The sequence below is a fragment of the Gordonia sp. ALPHA1B1 genome (assembly GCF_005502615.1).
Taxonomy (GTDB): domain Bacteria; phylum Actinomycetota; class Actinomycetes; order Mycobacteriales; family Mycobacteriaceae; genus Gordonia; species Gordonia hongkongensis.
Window position 1 is genome coordinate 14156 of sequence record NZ_SCOC01000003.1, and the last position, 16334, is coordinate 30489.

A 16334-nucleotide genomic window follows, 5' to 3' on the forward strand; every position below is an offset into this window, starting at 1 on the left:
GTTGCCCGTGTGACTGATGTGACCGCTGCCCACTAGTCTGTCGGTATGGCTTCGAAGGCAAGCACGGGTACACGCGCGTCCTCCGCGCGCGGCGCTGCTGGTTCCACGCGCGGTGGATCCGCACGCGGTGGTTCGGGGCGGGCGAGTTCGGCTCGAGGGAGTTCGACCGCCGCTCGCCGCTCGACGGGTGACGGTTCGAAGAGCGGCGGTTCGAAGAGCGGTGGTTCGCGTCGTCAGACGGGCGCCGGTGCCTCGACGAGGTCGAAGGCCGGGGCATCGCGGAAGAGTTCCCGGTCCGCTGCACCAGCGGAGTCGGTGGACCTGCATCGTCGTTCCGTCGCCGCGGCCGGGGCGTCCGCGGTGGGCAAGGGCATCGGCGCCGGATGGTCGTTGTTCGCGCGGGGCGTCGGCAGCGCCGCCCGGGCGGGCTCGGGCGTCGGCCGCGGACCGCGCACCGAAGTCGTCGGAGAGTTCGGCGACATCGACGACACCGACCCGGACTTCGAGGAGTTCGACGACGGGTCCGACGGCAACGGTCGACCCCGGCCCGGCGGTCACAGCCATCGGCGGGACGGGACAGCACTCGGTCTCCTCGCCTTCGGTCTGCTCGTCGGCGCCAGTGTGTGGTTCGGTGCGGCGGGTCCGGTGGGCGCCTTCATCAAGGCCCTCATCCGCGCGGTCATCGGGTCGGCAGCCGTGCTCGTGCCGGTCGGTCTCCTCGCGCTGGCAGTGGTCCTGATGCGACGGCCGGCCGCCCCAGAGCGACGCGGCCGCTACCTGTCGGGTGGATTCTTGGTGATCCTTCCGCTGCTCGGTCTGATGCACCTCGTCGCCGGTGGGCCGGTCGACCTCCCCGGACGGTCCGGCGCGGCCGGGTTCGTCGGCTTCGCGGTGGGCACACCGTTGACCGCGGGCGTCACCGCGTGGGTCTCGGTGCCGATCCTGTTGTTGTGCATGGCATTCGGCGTACTCATCCTCAGCGGCCGAACCGTCCGCGAGGTCGTGGACGCCGCCGCCGGTTACCTCGGGCTGGGTGTCGGACGAGGCGACGACGCGCCCTGGGACGACGACGAGTGGGATGCCGACGCCGAGAACTACGACGATCCGGATTTCGACGACCCCGATACCGAGACCGACAGCGCCGAGTCGGATCCCTGGGACTCCGGTGCGCTCGAGTCGCGGTCCCGGCGTCGGCCGTACTCGTCGAACCCGTACGACAACTACCCGCCGGATTCGGCGCCGGCGCGGACCTCGGGACGGACGTCGCGGCGCAAGCCCGCCGACGTCGCCGACGTCGCCCCGCTCGAGGAGGCCGTCACCGAGAACTTCGCGGATGCCGACCAGCAGGTAACCGAGGTGATCGCGCCGAGCCCCCGTACCCGCGCCACCCCGGCCCGGCGGGCCACCGCGCGATCCGCGCCGCGTCCCGCACCCGAACCGGAGCCCCGGCACGAACCCGATCTCGACGACGAGATGACGGACGAGGGGATGTCGGACGACGAGGCGTTCATCCCGTCCGATCCCACCGCGGACGGGGACTATCGCCTGCCGCCCGCCGACCTTCTCCTCGAGGGCGATCCGCCGAAGATGGGCAGCAGCGCCAACGACGACATGATCGACCGGATGACCGGCGTGCTGGAGCAGTTCAAGATCGACGCCGCGGTCACCGGATACACCCGCGGGCCGACCGTCACGCGATACGAGATCGAACTCGGCCCGGGCGTGAAGGTCGAGAAGATCACCGCGCTGCAACGCAACATCGCCTACGCCGCGGCAACGGACAACGTGCGCCTGCTCGCGCCGATCCCCGGCAAGTCCGCGGTCGGTATCGAGGTCCCCAACTCCGACCGTGAGATGGTTCGCCTGGCCGACGTGCTGAATTCGCCGTCGACCCGGAAGGACAAGCATCCGTTGGTGATCGGGCTCGGCAAGGACATCGAGGGTGATTTCGTCAGCGCCAACCTGGCGAAGATGCCGCACCTGCTGGTCGCCGGGTCGACCGGCTCGGGCAAGTCGAGCTTCGTCAATTCGATGCTCGTGTCGCTGCTCAGCCGTGCGACGCCGGAGCAGGTGCGGATGATCCTGATCGACCCGAAGATGGTCGAGCTCACCCCGTACGAGGGAATCCCGCACCTCATCACGCCGATCATCACGCAACCGAAGAAGGCCGCTGCCGCACTCGCCTGGCTCGTCGAGGAGATGGAGCAGCGCTACCAGGACATGAAGGCCTCGCGGGTGCGCCACATCGACGACTTCAACTCGAAGGTCCGGTCGGGAGACATCACCGCCCCGCTGGGCAGCGAACGCGTCTACAAGCCGTATCCGTACATCTTGGCCATCGTCGACGAGCTCGCCGACCTGATGATGACCGCGCCCCGCGACGTCGAGGACGCGATCGTGCGGATCACCCAGAAGGCGCGCGCCGCCGGCATCCATCTGGTGCTCGCGACGCAGCGTCCGTCGGTCGATGTCGTCACCGGTCTGATCAAGACCAACGTGCCGTCGCGGCTGGCGTTCGCGACGTCGTCTCTGACCGACTCACGCGTCATCCTGGACCAGCCGGGTGCCGAGAAGCTGATCGGCATGGGCGACGGCCTGTTCCTCCCGATGGGCGCCAACAAGCCGATCCGCATGCAGGGTGCCTACATCACCGACGAGGAGATCGCCGCGGTCGTCGACTTCTCCAAGGAGCAGGCCGAGCCGGAGTACACCGAGGGTGTCACCGCGGCGAAGGCGGGCGACAAGAAGGACATCGACAGCGACATCGGCAACGACCTCGACGATCTCCTGCAGGCGATCGAACTGGTCGTGTCGAGCCAGTTCGGGTCGACGTCGATGCTGCAGCGCAAGCTGCGGGTCGGGTTCGCCAAGGCCGGCCGTCTCATGGACCTGATGGAGACGCGCGGAGTGGTCGGCCCCAGCGAGGGCTCCAAGGCGCGTGAGGTGCTCGTGAAGCCCGACGATCTGGCGGGGGTGATCGCCTCGATCACCGGCGGCGGCGACGAAACGGACAGTTCCGGCACCTGACTCGGGTCGCTGACCTGCGGTTTCTGCAGGTTTCCTGCGGTTTGTATAAGGTAGCCGGAGATCCATGAGGGGAGTATCCCCAAAGCGGCGTCTCCGTCAATACGGTCACGATTCGCAACGATGCCGATCATCGTCGCGGCCCTGACCCGGAGCGTCGGCCCTCGTTCGGTGGGAGAGACCTCTGGCTCGTCAGCTCATGCTGCCTGCTGGAGGTTACAAGTGGATGTTTCGCTGTCCGTATGGCTGATCACCTGTGCGGTGATCCTCGCCCTGTTCGCGTTCGACTTCTTCACCCACGTGCGCGTGCCCCACGCGCCGTCGCTCAAGGAGTCGGGCATCTGGTCGGCGATCTACATCGGATTCGCCGTCATCTTCGGTCTGTTCGTCTGGTGGAACTGGGGTTCGACCTTCGGCGGTGAGTACTTCGCCGGTTACGTCACCGAGAAGGCGCTGTCGGTGGACAACCTGTTCGTCTTCGTCATCATCATGGCGAAGTTCGCGGTGCCCAAGGAGTACCAGCAGAAGGTCCTGCTGCTCGGCATCCTGATGGCCCTCATCATGCGCGGCATCTTCATCGCCGTCGGTGCGGCCGCGATCAACGCCTACAGCTGGGTCTTCTACCTGTTCGGCGCGTTCCTGATCTTCACCGCCGTCAAGCTGCTCCGCGAGAGCGACGACCCGGTCGAGCACGAGGAAGAGCGCGAGACGCGTCTCGAACGCTTCGTCAAGCGTTACCTGCGCACGCATGACTCCTACGACCGCGACAAGCTGTTCACCCGCGTCAACGGCAAGCGCCTCGCGACCCCGATGCTGATGGTCCTCATCGTCATCGGCTTCACCGACGTGCTGTTCGCGCTCGACTCGATCCCGGCCATCTACGGGCTCACGTCCGAGCCCTACCTGGTGTTCACCGCCAACGCGTTCGCCCTGATGGGTCTGCGTCAGCTGTTCTTCCTCATCGGCGGACTGCTCGACCGCTTGGTGTACCTGTCCATCGGCCTGTCGATCATCTTGGCCTTCATCGGCGTCAAGCTGGTCCTCCACGCCCTGCACGAGAACACCCTGGCGTTCATCAACGGTGGCGAGCACGTGGCGGTCCCCGAGATCTCGACCGGGCTGTCGCTGTCGGTGATCCTCGGTGTCCTGGTGATCACCACGGTGGCCAGCCTGATCAAGAGTCGCGGGATGGCGAAGTCGCCGGAGGTCGAATCCGCCGGCGACACGACCGACGCCCCGGCACCGAAGTCCACCGACTCCTGACCCGTCCACGTCCACCCGTCGCCGACGGGTGGACGTGGCATCAGCCCGGGAACGGCCCGAACACCTGCGTCCACTCGTCGATGCGGATGGCGTCGACGGCCTGATGCGCCTGGAACGGGTCGTTGGCGAGGAATGCCTCGGCCGCCTCGAGGTCGGCTGCGCGGATGACGATGAGCGCGCCCGACCCGTCGGGATAGGGGCCGGCGATCAGCACGTTGCCCGCCGAGTGTTCTTCCGCGAGCCACTCCCGGTGCAAAGGCCGGTGCTGATCCCGCAGGGCGGCCTTGGCGGGGCGATAGGTGTACTGCACGGCGAAGAACGGCATGGTCACTCCTGCTCGATGGTTGCCAGCATCCGGGTGTTGCCCAGGGTGTTGGGTTTGACATAACTGAGGTCGAGAAATTCTGCGACGCCGGTGTCATAGGACCGGCACATCTCCTCGAACACCTCGCGCGTGACCGGGGTGCCCTGGATCTCGGCGAAACCGTGCCGCGCGAAGAAGGCCGTCTCGAACGTGAGCACGAAGACGCGCGAGAGCTGCAGTTCGCGGGCGACCGCCATGAGCCGGTCGACGAGGAGGTGGCCGATGCCGCGCCCGGCGTGGGCGTTGTCGACGGCGACCGTGCGGACCTCGCCGAGATCGGCCCAGAGCACATGCAGCGCACCACAACCGACGACCAGGCCGTCGACGTCGGCGACCCAGAACTCCTGGACGGACTCGTAGAGCGTGACGAGGTTCTTCTCGAGGAGGATTTTCCCGGCGTACTGGTCGATCAGTTCTTTGATCCGCGGGACGTCGGAGGTGCGCGCACGACGGATGACGACGTGATCGGCGGGGGACATGGGAATTCAGCTTAGTCTCTGCGATGGGGCGACCTGTGCACGTCGTTCGCCGGGACTGCCGATACCCTGATGGGCGTGTACTTGAGGACTGCCCTGAACTGCGGCACGACGCCGCGGTCAGGAGCGAGCTCATGACCGACCGGATCCGGCGCGCCGTCGAAGAGAACGGCATCGCCAATGTGGGCCGCGGGCCCGACCACATCACCGACCCGGTGGACCCGGTGCCGGTGGTCAACATCGCCAATGCGCTCACGGTGTTCCGGATCGTCCTGGTGCCGGTGTTCCTGGTCGCGCTGTTCATGGAGTCGGGCGAGTCGACGCTGTGGCGCACGATCGCCACGATCGTCTTCGGGGTCGCGGCGCTGACCGACCGGTACGACGGGATGATCGCCCGGCAGCGCGGCCTGATCACCGACTTCGGGAAGCTGGCCGACCCCATCGCGGACAAGGCCCTCATCGGCGGTGCCCTCGTCGGGCTGTCGATCCTCGGCATCCTGCCGTGGTGGGTCACCGTGGTGATCGTCGCCCGCGAGGTGTGGGTGACGGCGCTGCGTTTCTGGGTGTTGCGGCACAAGGTCATCCCGGCCAGCCGCGGCGGCAAGCTCAAGACGCTGCTGCAGGCGCTCGCCATCGGTCTGTACCTCCTCCCGCTCGGCGGACCGTGGCAGCTCGCCGCCGACATCCTGATGGGACTGGCGGTGGTGGTGACGATCTACACGGGTCTGGACTACACCTGGCAGGCGGTCAAGGTCCGGTCCGATCGCGATGAGACCGCACCCCGGCCGGTGGCACCGCGCGGACGTGCTGTGGGAGGAACCGGCGGCGGTCACTGACTTCGACTATCGTCGATCAGACGGTGCTGCCCCGACCGTGGGTGCCGACGCCGCCGGTGCCGCGGGGAACCCGTCGGGACCGCGAAGCGTTGGGTAGGGCAGCAGGCGCGCCGCCGGTTCGGTGGGCGCCGAGCAGTTCAGTTGGGCCGAGACGTTCAGTAGGGAGGAGACTCGATGGCGATGCTCTTACGCGAGGCGCTCGGCGACAGCCTGCGTCGGGTCCGGACGCAGCAGGGCCGGACCCTGCGCGAGGTGTCCACCGGTGCGCGGGTGAGTCTGGGCTACCTCTCGGAAGTCGAACGCGGTCAGAAGGAGGCGTCGAGCGAACTGCTCGCCGCGATCTGCGACGCGCTCGACGTCGAGATCGCCGACCTGCTCCTCGAAGTCGGCAGCGCAATGCGTCCGGCCGGTGCCGAACCCGTCGTGGTCGGCGCCGAGCCGATGGGCGACGGCGTGGAGGCCACCGAGGCCGGACTGACCGCGACCAAGGTCGTGATCCCGGCTCCCGCCGGCCGCCGGGAGGCCACGGCTCTCGCGGCTGCCTGACCCGCACCGTCTGAACGACACCGACTCAACACCGGACTCGCAGACGCTAGATTGGTCACCAGAGTTCTCAGACCCCTGAATGGAGTACGACGAGCATGGCGAACCCGTTCGTGAAGTTGTGGCGCTACCTCACAGCACTCGGCAACGCGAAGATCGACGAGCACGCTGACCCGAAGGTCCAGATCCAGCAGGCGATCGAGGACGCCCAGCGTCAGCACCAGGCGCTCTCGCAGCAGGCGGCCTCGGTGATCGGCAACCAGCGGCAGCTCGAGATGAAGCTGAACCGGCAACTCGAGGACGTCGAGCGGCTGCAGGCGAACACCCGCCAGGCGCTGACGCTGGCCGATCAGGCCGCCGCGGCCGGTGACACCCAGAAGGCGACCGAATACACCAACGCTGCCGAGGCGTTCGCGGCCCAGCTGGTGACCGCCGAGCAGAGCGTGGAGGACCTCAAGTCCTTGCACGACCAGTCGCTCCAGGCGGCCGATCAGGCCAAGAAGGCCGTCGAGCGCAACGCGATGATCCTGCAGCAGAAGCTGTCCGAGCGTTCGAAGCTGCTCAGTCAACTCGAGCAGGCGAAGATGCAGGAGCAGGTCTCGGCGTCGCTCAACCAGATGAGCGAGCTGTCGGTGCCCGGCAACACGCCGAGCCTCGACCAGGTCCGCGACAAGATCGAACGACGCTACGCGAACGCGCTCGGTTCGGCGGAGCTGGCCAAGAACTCCGTGCAGGGCCGCATGCAGGAGGTCGAGCAGGCCGGCGTGCAGATGGCCGGACATTCTCGTCTCGAACAGATCCGCGCGAGCATGCGCGGTGACGCGCTGCCCGCCGCCGGCACGACCGCACCGGGTCTGCAGAAGCCGGCGACCCAGTCCGCGCCGCCGACCACCGAGCCGCCCCAGCAGAACTGACAGATCGCGCACGCGTGCACGACGAACCCGTGCGCGTCGCGATCGTCGCGGGCTCCGACGCCGGGCATGCCTTCCCGGCTTTCGCGCTGGCCGAGCGGTTCCGCTCCTCCGGTGACACACCGGTCGTGTTCACCTCCCTCGCATGGTCGGAGGCCGCGCGCCGCCGGGGGATCGACATCGCGGATCTCCCGGGGCTGCGCGCCGAGGGCTCCGACGACGACTCCGACGCCGGCGCCAAGCTGAGTGCCCGCGCCGCGCGCATGGCCCAGCAGCTCGTCGGGCCGTTGCGTGCGGCCCGGACCCAACTCGTCATCTCCGATGTCATCACGGTGGGCGGGGGCTGGGCCGCTCAACTGAGTGGACTGCCCTGGATCGAGCTGTCGCCGCATCCGCTGTACCGGCCGTCCCGGGGACTACCGCCGATCGGATCCGGGCTCGAACCGGGTCGCGGCGTCGGGGGTCGGCTGCGCGACACGCTGATGCGCGCCGCCACCGCGTCGTCGATCCGCCAGGGCGTGCGGCAGCGGGACGCTGCCCGGCGGACGATCGGGCTGGGTGACGTCGACGCGGAACCGGCGGCGCGGCTCATCGCCACCCTTCCCGGCCTCGAGGTCCCGCGCCCCGACTGGCCGACCGACGCGCATCTCGTCGGACCCCTGGTCTGGGAGCCCACCGACGATCACTTCACCGTGCCTACCGGCGATCACCCCCTCGTCGTCGTCGCCCCGTCGACCGCGCAGACCGGCGCCGCCGACATGCTCGGCGCGGCTCTCGAAGCCCTGTCGCCGGACACACTGGGCCGGACCGTGCGGGTGGTGGTCTCGGGGCTCCGCGACCCCGACGGGGCCGATCTCGCCCGCTTCCGCGGGGAACTGATCACGGCGGGGCCGGGCCGGCAGGACGAGGTGCTCGCGCACGCCGACCTGCTGATCTGTGGCTCCGGGCACGGGATCCTCGCCAAGGCGATGCTCGCGTCGGTGCCGGTCGTCGCGGTGCCCGGTGGGGGTGACCAGTGGGAGCTCGCCGCCCGGATCCGACGAGCCGGCGCGGGGCAGGCGGTGCGTCCGGTCACCGCGGACGCGGTTGCCGACGCCGTGCGGGCCGTCCTGGACGATCCGGCACATGCACGCGCGGCGGGTGCGATCGGGGAGTCGGTGACCGACGTCGTCGACCCGGTGGCGGTCGCGCATCGCGTCCTGGCGGCGTCACCTAGGCTGGACCCGTGCGTCTGACCGAGTTCACCGAGTTGATGACCACCGAATTCGGTGTGCCGTCGGCGGATTCGATCCTGTCCGATCACATCCTGATCGAGGTCGGCGGACGCACGGGTGCCCAGGCGATCGACGACGGGGTCGACCCGCGCGACGTCTGGATCGCGATCTGTCGCGACTTCGACGTACCGCGCCATCGCTGGTGACACGCCACCGCGTGTCACACTTGCCATCGAACAGGTGTTCGTCCATCCTGGTGCCCAGAGGTGAAATCAGACGGAACCACACGGGCCGAGTCTGCGTCTGAAGAGTTGTCGGACCCACCGGCTACTTTCATCACATGAACGCCCGGACCGCACAGACCGCCCGCCGGAAATCCGGCTCACAACCGAGGAGAACTCCCATGGCACCTGCGCCCCAAGACCGCGAGAAGGCTCTCGACCTCGCCCTCGCGCAGATCGACAAGAACTTCGGCAAGGGTTCGGTGATGCGGCTCGGCGAGGAGACCCGTCAGCCGATCGAGATCATCCCCACCGGGTCCATCGCGCTCGACGTCGCCCTCGGTATCGGCGGACTGCCCCGCGGCCGCGTCGTGGAGATCTACGGTCCGGAGTCCTCGGGTAAGACGACCGTCGCCCTGCACGCCGTCGCCAACGCCCAGGCGCAGGGCGGCATCGCCGCGTTCATCGACGCCGAGCACGCACTCGATCCCGACTACGCCGCCAAACTCGGCGTCGACACCGACGCGCTGCTGGTGTCCCAGCCCGACACCGGTGAGCAGGCGCTCGAGATCGCGGACATGCTGATCCGATCGGGCGCGCTCGACATCCTGGTCATCGACTCGGTGGCCGCGCTGGTCCCCAAGGCCGAGATCGAGGGCGAGATGGGCGACAGCCACGTCGGTCTGCAGGCCCGCCTGATGAGCCAGGCCCTGCGGAAGATGACCTCCGCGCTGAACCAGTCGAAGACCACCGCGATCTTCATCAACCAGCTGCGCGAGAAGATCGGCGTCATGTTCGGTTCGCCCGAGACCACCACGGGCGGAAAGGCACTGAAGTTCTACTCGTCGGTGCGCCTCGACGTTCGCCGGATCGAGACCCTCAAGGACGGGACCGACGCGGTCGGTAACCGCACACGCGTCAAGGTCGTCAAGAACAAGGTCGCACCGCCGTTCAAGCAGGCCGAGTTCGACATCCTCTACGGCCAGGGCATCAGCAAGGAGGGCTCGCTGATCGACATGGGTGTCGCGGAGGGCTTCATCCGCAAGTCCGGTTCGTGGTTCACCTACGAGGGCGATCAACTCGGCCAGGGCAAGGAGAACGCGCGCAAGTTCCTGCTCGAGAACGTCGACATCCGCGACGAGATCGAGAAGAAGATCAAAGAGAAGCTGGGCATCGGCGCCACCGTCGACGCCGACGACATCGCTCCCGCCCCAGTCGAATTCTGACATCGAAGGCGAGTTCAGGTAGACCGTGAGCGAGGCAACGGACCCCGGGCAGACGCGCACGCGGCGGGACAACGATCCCGACCGTAAGGGACCCAGTGCATGGGACTCGGCGCTCCGACTGCTCGGGGTCCGTGCGCGTTCACGCCAGGAGATGCGAGAGCGATTGACGCGCAAGGGTTTCGAACCCGAGGCGGTCGACGACGTGATGGCGCGCCTGGAGCAACACAACCTCCTCGACGACGAGGAGTTCGCCTCCGAGTGGGTACGATCCCGCCACCTCAACTCCGGTAAGGGGCGCGTCGCGTTACGACACGAGCTCCGCACCAAGGGGATCGACGAGTCGATCATCGCCGAGGCCCTCGCCGACATCGACCCCGACGACGAACGTGAGATCGCGTCGGGTCTGGTCGTGCGCAAACTCACGCCCTCGGTCGTCGACCGGATAGCCGAGGATCGCGCCGAACGCGACAAGGCGATGCGACGTCTCGTCGGAATGCTGGTGCGGCGCGGCTATTCCCAGTCCCTGGCGTTCGACGTCGTGGGGGAGGCGCTCAGCGAGCTGCGTAGCGGCTGAACGCCCCCACACGACGATCGTGCGGGTGTCACCTGCCGGTCGGCAGGTTCTCCGAAGCAGCGAGTTCGGTCTCCTCCGGATCCGCAGGCGGTGCGGACGACCGGCGCCCCTGCCGGAGCCGGCGTTCGAGGCTGGTGGCGAAGGTCGAGAGCCCGAAGTTGATCAGGATCATGATGATGGCCACGACGATCAGTGCCGGGATGTAGTTGCCGTAGCGCGACGCCGAGAGCAGGCCGCTGCGGACCACCTCGGAGTAACCGATGATGTAGCCCAGCGCACTGTCCTTCAGCGCCACGACCATCTGCGAGATCAGTGCCGGCATCATTGCCGTGATCGCCTGTGGCAGAAGGATGATGCGCATCATCTGGCTCTTGCGCAGACCCAGTGCCATCGACGCCTCGGTCTGTCCCTTGGGCAGTGAGTTGATGCCGGATCGCAGGATCTCGGCCATGACCGACCCGTTGTACAGGGTGAGTCCGGTGACCACCGCCGCGAACGCCAGGAAGGACGACGGGAAGATCCCGTAGATCGCGAACAGGAACCAGGTGAAGACCATCAGGATCAGCACCGGGATGGCGCGGAACACCTCGACGAACAGGCCTGCGATGGTGCGTACCCACAGGTGATCGGAGAGTCGGCCGATACCGAGGACCGCACCGAGCAACAGCGACAGCACGATCGAGACCGCCGCGGCCGCGAGGGTCCGCCACAGGCCCGGCAGGATGTAGCCGGTCCAAGTGCTCCACGTGACGAACGGCGACCACTTCTCGGCGGTGAACTGTTCGTTGGCGGCGAGGACGGCGATCACGTAGATCGCGATCGCGGCCAGGACCGCGATGAACGCGATCGCCAGCAAGCGGTTCCGGGTGCGGGCGCGTGGTCCCGGGGCGTCGTAGAGGACGGTCGAGTCAGCGCTCATCGTTTCACCGCCAGTCGCTTGGCGAGGTAGCCGAAGACGGCACCCTCGCTGAGTGTGATGATCATGAATCCCGCCGCGATGACGCCGAAGATGACGAACAGCTGGTCGGAGTAGGTCTCGATCTCGGTCTTCATGAGAGCCGCCGCCTCGGCGACGCCGATCACCGAAGCGACCGTCGTGTTCTTGGTGAGCGCGATCAGGACGCTGCCCAGCGGACCGATCACCGACCGGATCGCCTGTGGCAGCACGATGACCCCGAAGACCTGCGTGAACGAGAGGCCGAGGGAGCGAGCGGCTTCGGCCTGCCCGAGCGGGACCGTGTTGAAGCCGGAGCGCAGCGTCTCACAGACGAACGTCGAGGTGTACAGCACGAAGGCGAGGACGGCGAGCCAGAAGTTGTTCGACTCGATCGTCGGCGCGAAGGTCAGGCCCAGGTTCTGGTACAGGCCGATCGCACAGAACAGCACCACGAGTGTCAGCGGCGTGTTGCGGACGATGTTCACGTAGACCTCGGCGAAGCCGCGCATCACCGGCACCGGGGAGACCCGCATGGCCGCGAGGATCGTGCCCCACACCAGCGAGCCGATCGCCGAGTAGAAGGTCAGCTGGATGGTCACCCAGAAGGCGGGCCACAGCTCTGGACCCATGCTCTCCCACAGAGAGACGTCATTCATCGGTAGCTCCGTCGCTCACTGCAGCCCGGGCGGGCACGGTGTGGAGGGCGAGTCGAGGAAGTCGAGGTCGCCGGGATCGGGCAGGTAGGGGAACTTCGAGTCCGGACGGTCGGCGCGGGCGATGATCTCGTCCACGTAGGGATTGCCGAGCGCCTCGCGCAGCGCGGCGTTCCAGGCCGACTCGCCGTCGACGGAAGGCGCGAGCATCGCGTCGAGTGCCGTGTTGACGGCGTTCTGCGACGCGGTGTCGTCCAGAGCCAGCCCCACGCCGTAGCGCTCGGTGGAGAACGGACTGCCCGCGGTCTTCAGGGCGTCCTTCACGCAGGCGTCTTTGAGGTAGGTCATCTCGACGAGCTTGAACTCGCCCTCCCAGAAGTTGGAGTAGCCGGCGAGGATCGCCTCGTCGGTGGTCACCGCGTCGACCTTGTCGCGACGCAGCGCCTCGACGCAGGCCGAGTAGGAGTCGTACTCCTGCAACTGGACCGCGGGCAGCTGTGCCTTGACGTTCTGCGCCGGCGTCGAACCGGTCACCGAGCAGAGCTTCTTGCCCTTGTCGAGGTCGGCGAGTTCGTCGATCGTGTTGTCGTCGGCGCGCACCATCAGACCCTGGTACGTGACGAGATAGGGGCCGCCGAAGGACACCTTCTTCGAGCGTGCCGCGTTGATCGAGTACGTGGCCGCGATCAGGTCGACCTCACCGTTGTCGATCATCGCCTCGCGGCGCGCCGAGGGGGTCTCGCGCCAGGTGACCTCCGGATGCGGCACTCCGAGGTCGTCGGCGATGTGGTTGACGACATAGCGCGACACCGAGGCGTCGAATCCCTCGACGTTGCCGTCCGGCTCGTAGAGGCCGAGACCGGGCTGGTCGAACTTGACGCCCAGCACGACCGAGCCCTCGCGGATGGAGTCGAGCAGGTTGCGCGGTTCGGTGCTGCCGCAGGCGGACAACACGGTGGCGAGCAGTGCGCCGACCGCGAGGACCAGGCCCGCGGTCCGCACCGGGCGGGTGGTTCGCTGTGTCATGTCAGTGCCCCAGGATCTTGCCGAGAAAGTCCCGGGCGCGATCGGTCGACGGGTTGCTGAAGAACGTCTCCGGATCGGAGTCCTCGATGATCGCCCCGTCGGCCATGAAGATGATGCGGTCGGCGGCCTTGCGCGCGAAGCCCATCTCGTGGGTGACGACCACCATCGTCATGCCCTCTTTCGCGAGGGACACCATCACGTCGAGCACCTCGTTGACCATCTCCGGGTCGAGCGCCGAGGTCGGCTCGTCGAACAACATGATCTTCGGGTTCATCGCCAGCGACCGGGCGATGGCCACGCGCTGCTGCTGGCCGCCGGAGAGCTGGGCGGGGTACTTGTCCTTCTGGCTGGCGATGCCGACGCGCTCGAGCAGTTCGAGGGCGCGCTTGCCGGCCTCGTCCTTGCTCTTCTTGCGCACCTTGATCGGCGCGAGCGTGACGTTTTCGAGGATCGTCTTGTGCGAGAACAGGTTGAAGGACTGGAAGACCATTCCGACGTCGGCGCGGAGCCGGGCGAGGTCCTTGCCCTCGGCGGGCAGCACCTGACCCTCGACCAGGATCTCGCCGCCGTCGATCGGCTCAAGGCGGTTGATCGTGCGGCAGAGGGTGGACTTGCCCGAACCCGACGGTCCGAGGACCACCACGACCTGACCGGCGGGGACCTCGAGATCGATGTCCTTGAGGACGTGCAACGACCCGAAGTGTTTCTGCACCCCGCGCATCGCGATCATCGGCTGGGACCCTGGGTCCGCGGACTTACTCGGCGAAACGGTCATTGGGGCACCCTATCGGCCGACGTGGAACACGGTGTCCTGTGGGAGTCGATTTGCGTGCGCCCCGTACCCTCGTAGGGGTGAGTATCGAGTTGTCGGATCGGCCTGAGCAGGCAGCACCCGCCGCGCGCAGTTATCAGGTCCGTACCTACGGCTGCCAGATGAACGTCCACGATTCCGAGCGCATCGCCGGTCTGCTCGAGGACGCCGGGTACGTGCGCGCGGGTGAGGACGACCCCGCCGATCTCGTCGTCTTCAACACCTGCGCGATCCGGGAGAACGCCGACAACAAGCTGTACGGCAACCTGTCCCACCTCGCCCCGGTCAAATCCGACCGGCCCGGCATGCAGATCGCCGTCGGCGGCTGCCTCGCGCAGAAGGACAAGGACACGGTGCTGTCCCGAGCGCCGTGGGTCGACGTCGTCTTCGGCACACACAACATCGGGTCGCTGCCCGCGTTGCTCGATCGTGCCCGCCACAACGACGCCGCCCAGGTGGAGATACTCGACGCGCTCGAGCGGTTCCCGTCGACCCTGCCGGCCAAGCGCGACTCCGCCTACTCGGGCTGGGTGTCGGTGTCGGTGGGGTGCAACAACACCTGCACGTTCTGCATCGTGCCGTCGCTGCGCGGCAAGGAGGTCGATCGCCGGCCGGGCGAGGTGCTCGCCGAGGTGCAGGCCCTCGTCGACCAGGGTGTCGTCGAGGTGACGCTGCTGGGCCAGAACGTGAACGCCTACGGGATGTCCTTCGCCGATCCCGATCAGCCCCGCAACCGGGGCGCCTTCGCCGAACTGCTGCGCGCCTGCGGTGACATCGAGGGGCTCGAACGCGTCCGGTTCACCTCACCGCATCCCGCCGAGTTCACCGACGACGTGATCGAGGCGATGGCCCAGACACCGAATGTGTGTCCGCAACTGCACATGCCGCTGCAGTCGGGGTCCGATCGCATCCTGCGCGCGATGCGCCGCAGCTACCGGCAGACCAAGTTCCTGGGCATCCTCGACAAGGTCCGCGAGGCCATGCCGCATGCGGCGATCACCACCGACATCATCGTCGGCTTCCCCGGCGAGACCGAGGAGGACTTCCAGGCCACCCTCGACGTCGTCGAGCGCGCCCGCTTCTCGAGCGCGTTCACCTTCCAGTACTCGCCCCGCCCCGGCACGCCCGCCGCGACGATGGCCGATCAGGTGCCGCCCGACGTCGTGGCCGATCGCTACCGGCGTCTCATCGCGCTGCAGGAGCGGATCTGCCTGGCCGAGAACGAGGCGCTGGTCGGGACCGAGGTGGAGTTGCTCGTGGTCGCCGACGAGGGGCGCAAGTCGGCGAAGACCCAGCGCATGACCGGCCGCGCCCGGGACGGCCGGCTGGTGCACTTCGCGCCCGGAACGGCGTCGGGGATCCGCCCGGGTGACGTCGTGCACACGCAGCTCACCGCGGCTGCACCGCACCATCTGATCGCCGATTCCGGCGTTCTCGCGCACCGCCGCACCCGCGCCGGCGACGCACACGAACAGAGCCGTACCCCCACCACCGCGCCCGTCGGCGTCGGGCTCGGGCTGCCGGGGTTCGGTGCCCCCGCCGCCGTCCCGGCCGACGCCGGCTGCGGCAGTGGCTGCGGCAGCTGACCACCATCACGAAGTGAGGCGATGACCATGTCCGAGAATTCGGCGTCCGACAACGAGGCGTCCGGCAGCTCTGCGTCCGAGAAGGCCGCGTTCGAGCAGTACGAGAACGACCTGCGCAAGGCGGAACGGCGGGTGGCCGGCGAGATCGACCCGGGTGCGCGCGCGGTCGTCGTCGCCGTGGCCGTCGTCCTCGCCATGGTGTCGATGGTGTTGCCGCACACGGGATCCGTCACCGGGCTCGAGGTCCTCACCTTCACGCCCGAGGCGGCCGCCGAGCGCGTCACGATCGTGTCGAGGATCTTCGTCTACCTGGTGACGATCTTCGGCATCGTCGTCTCCATGCTCGCGCTGCTCACCCGCCGGTGGTTCCTGGCGTGGATCGCGCTGTGCGGGTGCGCCATCGCGTGCGTCGCCGGGATGCTGGCGTGGTGGTCGCGGAACACGCCGGGCGTCGGTGGCGTCGAGCCGCCGTCGGGCGTCGGCATCGGCCTTGTGCTGGGCTGGATCGCGGTCTTCGTGCTCACGTTCCACTGGTCCCGCGTCGTGTGGGCGCGGAGCTCCTATCAGCTCGCGCTCGAGGACGAGCGGCGCCGGCAGGCCGCCGAGCAGGAGGCCTACGCCGCAGCGCTGTACCGCAAGAACCCGAACGAGGACTGATCCGGCCGGCCC

The 16334-nt window shown here is 67.9% G+C and carries 17 protein-coding genes; 11 read left to right on the forward strand and 6 right to left on the reverse strand.

The genetic code is table 11. The annotated features are described in order from the left end of the window. Positions 1-45 precede the first annotated feature (45 nt). A complete protein-coding gene (locus FFS52_RS02425) occupies positions 46-3027 on the forward strand; it encodes a DNA translocase FtsK (RefSeq protein ID WP_249356358.1) in 2982 nt (993 codons plus the stop codon). Positions 3028-3246: 219 nt separating this feature from the next. After that, entirely contained in the window at positions 3247-4287 is a 1041-nt protein-coding gene (locus FFS52_RS02430) for a TerC family protein (RefSeq protein ID WP_137808710.1), read from the forward strand. 40 nt (positions 4288-4327) lie between these two features. Here the strand turns inward: FFS52_RS02430 and FFS52_RS02435 are convergent, their stop codons facing one another. Together FFS52_RS02435 and FFS52_RS02440 are read right to left on the reverse strand one after the other, a co-directional pair. Then, positions 4328-4612 (reverse strand): YciI family protein, encoded by a 285-nt coding sequence (locus tag FFS52_RS02435; RefSeq protein ID WP_068969879.1) that lies wholly within the window; start codon positions 4610-4612, stop codon positions 4328-4330. Between the two features lie 2 nt (positions 4613-4614). Continuing rightward, on the reverse strand, positions 4615-5130 hold the full coding sequence (locus tag FFS52_RS02440; protein ID WP_058250177.1) for an amino-acid N-acetyltransferase: 516 nt from the start codon (positions 5128-5130) through the stop codon (positions 4615-4617). 131 nt (positions 5131-5261) lie between these two features. On the opposite strand from FFS52_RS02440, the gene pgsA reads away from it, so the two are divergent. The 7 genes from pgsA to FFS52_RS02475 all read left to right on the forward strand — a co-directional run bounded on the left by pgsA (position 5262) and on the right by FFS52_RS02475 (position 10652). Continuing rightward, the gene (pgsA, locus tag FFS52_RS02445) at positions 5262-5963 is read left to right on the forward strand and encodes a CDP-diacylglycerol--glycerol-3-phosphate 3-phosphatidyltransferase (protein ID WP_065628926.1); all 702 of its coding nucleotides are present in this window, start codon (positions 5262-5264) and stop codon (positions 5961-5963) included. A gap of 174 nt (positions 5964-6137) precedes the next feature. Beyond that, complete coding sequence (locus FFS52_RS02450; protein WP_058250179.1) at positions 6138-6509, forward strand: helix-turn-helix transcriptional regulator; 372 nt, start codon at positions 6138-6140, stop codon at positions 6507-6509. A gap of 95 nt (positions 6510-6604) precedes the next feature. After that, a complete protein-coding gene (gene pspA / locus FFS52_RS02455; protein WP_058250180.1) occupies positions 6605-7420 on the forward strand; it encodes a phage shock protein PspA in 816 nt (271 codons plus the stop codon). A gap of 29 nt (positions 7421-7449) precedes the next feature. Beyond that, entirely contained in the window at positions 7450-8652 is a 1203-nt protein-coding gene (locus FFS52_RS02460; protein ID WP_137808829.1) for a glycosyl transferase, read from the forward strand. Further along, complete coding sequence (locus FFS52_RS02465; RefSeq protein WP_058250181.1) at positions 8643-8837, forward strand: DUF3046 domain-containing protein; 195 nt, start codon at positions 8643-8645, stop codon at positions 8835-8837. Before FFS52_RS02460 ends, FFS52_RS02465 begins: the two co-directional genes overlap by 10 nt. A gap of 197 nt (positions 8838-9034) precedes the next feature. Beyond that, the gene (gene recA / locus FFS52_RS02470; protein WP_006866461.1) at positions 9035-10078 is read left to right on the forward strand and encodes a recombinase RecA; all 1044 of its coding nucleotides are present in this window, start codon (positions 9035-9037) and stop codon (positions 10076-10078) included. A gap of 25 nt (positions 10079-10103) precedes the next feature. Beyond that, on the forward strand, positions 10104-10652 hold the full coding sequence (locus tag FFS52_RS02475; protein ID WP_058250182.1) for a regulatory protein RecX: 549 nt from the start codon (positions 10104-10106) through the stop codon (positions 10650-10652). A gap of 28 nt (positions 10653-10680) precedes the next feature. Here FFS52_RS02475 and FFS52_RS02480 read toward each other — a convergent pair whose 3' ends face one another. Genes FFS52_RS02480 through FFS52_RS02495 form a run of 4 tightly spaced genes read right to left on the reverse strand, consistent with a single transcriptional unit; the run spans position 10681 to position 13998 of the window. Then, complete coding sequence (locus FFS52_RS02480) at positions 10681-11571, reverse strand: amino acid ABC transporter permease (protein ID WP_137808711.1); 891 nt, start codon at positions 11569-11571, stop codon at positions 10681-10683. Beyond that, entirely contained in the window at positions 11568-12245 is a 678-nt protein-coding gene (locus FFS52_RS02485; protein ID WP_058250184.1) for an amino acid ABC transporter permease, read from the reverse strand. Before FFS52_RS02485 ends, FFS52_RS02480 begins: the two co-directional genes overlap by 4 nt. 15 nt (positions 12246-12260) lie before the next feature. Continuing rightward, positions 12261-13268, reverse strand: coding sequence for a glutamate ABC transporter substrate-binding protein (locus FFS52_RS02490; RefSeq protein WP_137808712.1), 1008 nt, complete (start codon positions 13266-13268; stop codon positions 12261-12263). 1 nt (position 13269) lies between these two features. Then, positions 13270-13998, reverse strand: a complete 729-nt coding sequence (locus FFS52_RS02495) for an amino acid ABC transporter ATP-binding protein (protein WP_171011537.1) — start codon at positions 13996-13998, stop codon at positions 13270-13272. 134 nt (positions 13999-14132) lie between these two features. Between FFS52_RS02495 and miaB the strand changes: the two genes are divergently transcribed. After that, positions 14133-15665 carry a tRNA (N6-isopentenyl adenosine(37)-C2)-methylthiotransferase MiaB gene (miaB, locus tag FFS52_RS02500; protein ID WP_137808830.1) on the forward strand — a complete coding sequence of 511 codons (1533 nt, stop codon included), beginning with the start codon at positions 14133-14135 and terminating at the stop codon, positions 15663-15665. A 27-nt stretch (positions 15666-15692) separates the two neighbouring features. After that, positions 15693-16322, forward strand: coding sequence for a hypothetical protein (locus tag FFS52_RS02505; RefSeq protein WP_137808714.1), 630 nt, complete (start codon positions 15693-15695; stop codon positions 16320-16322). The last annotated feature ends 12 nt before the right edge of the window (positions 16323-16334 follow it).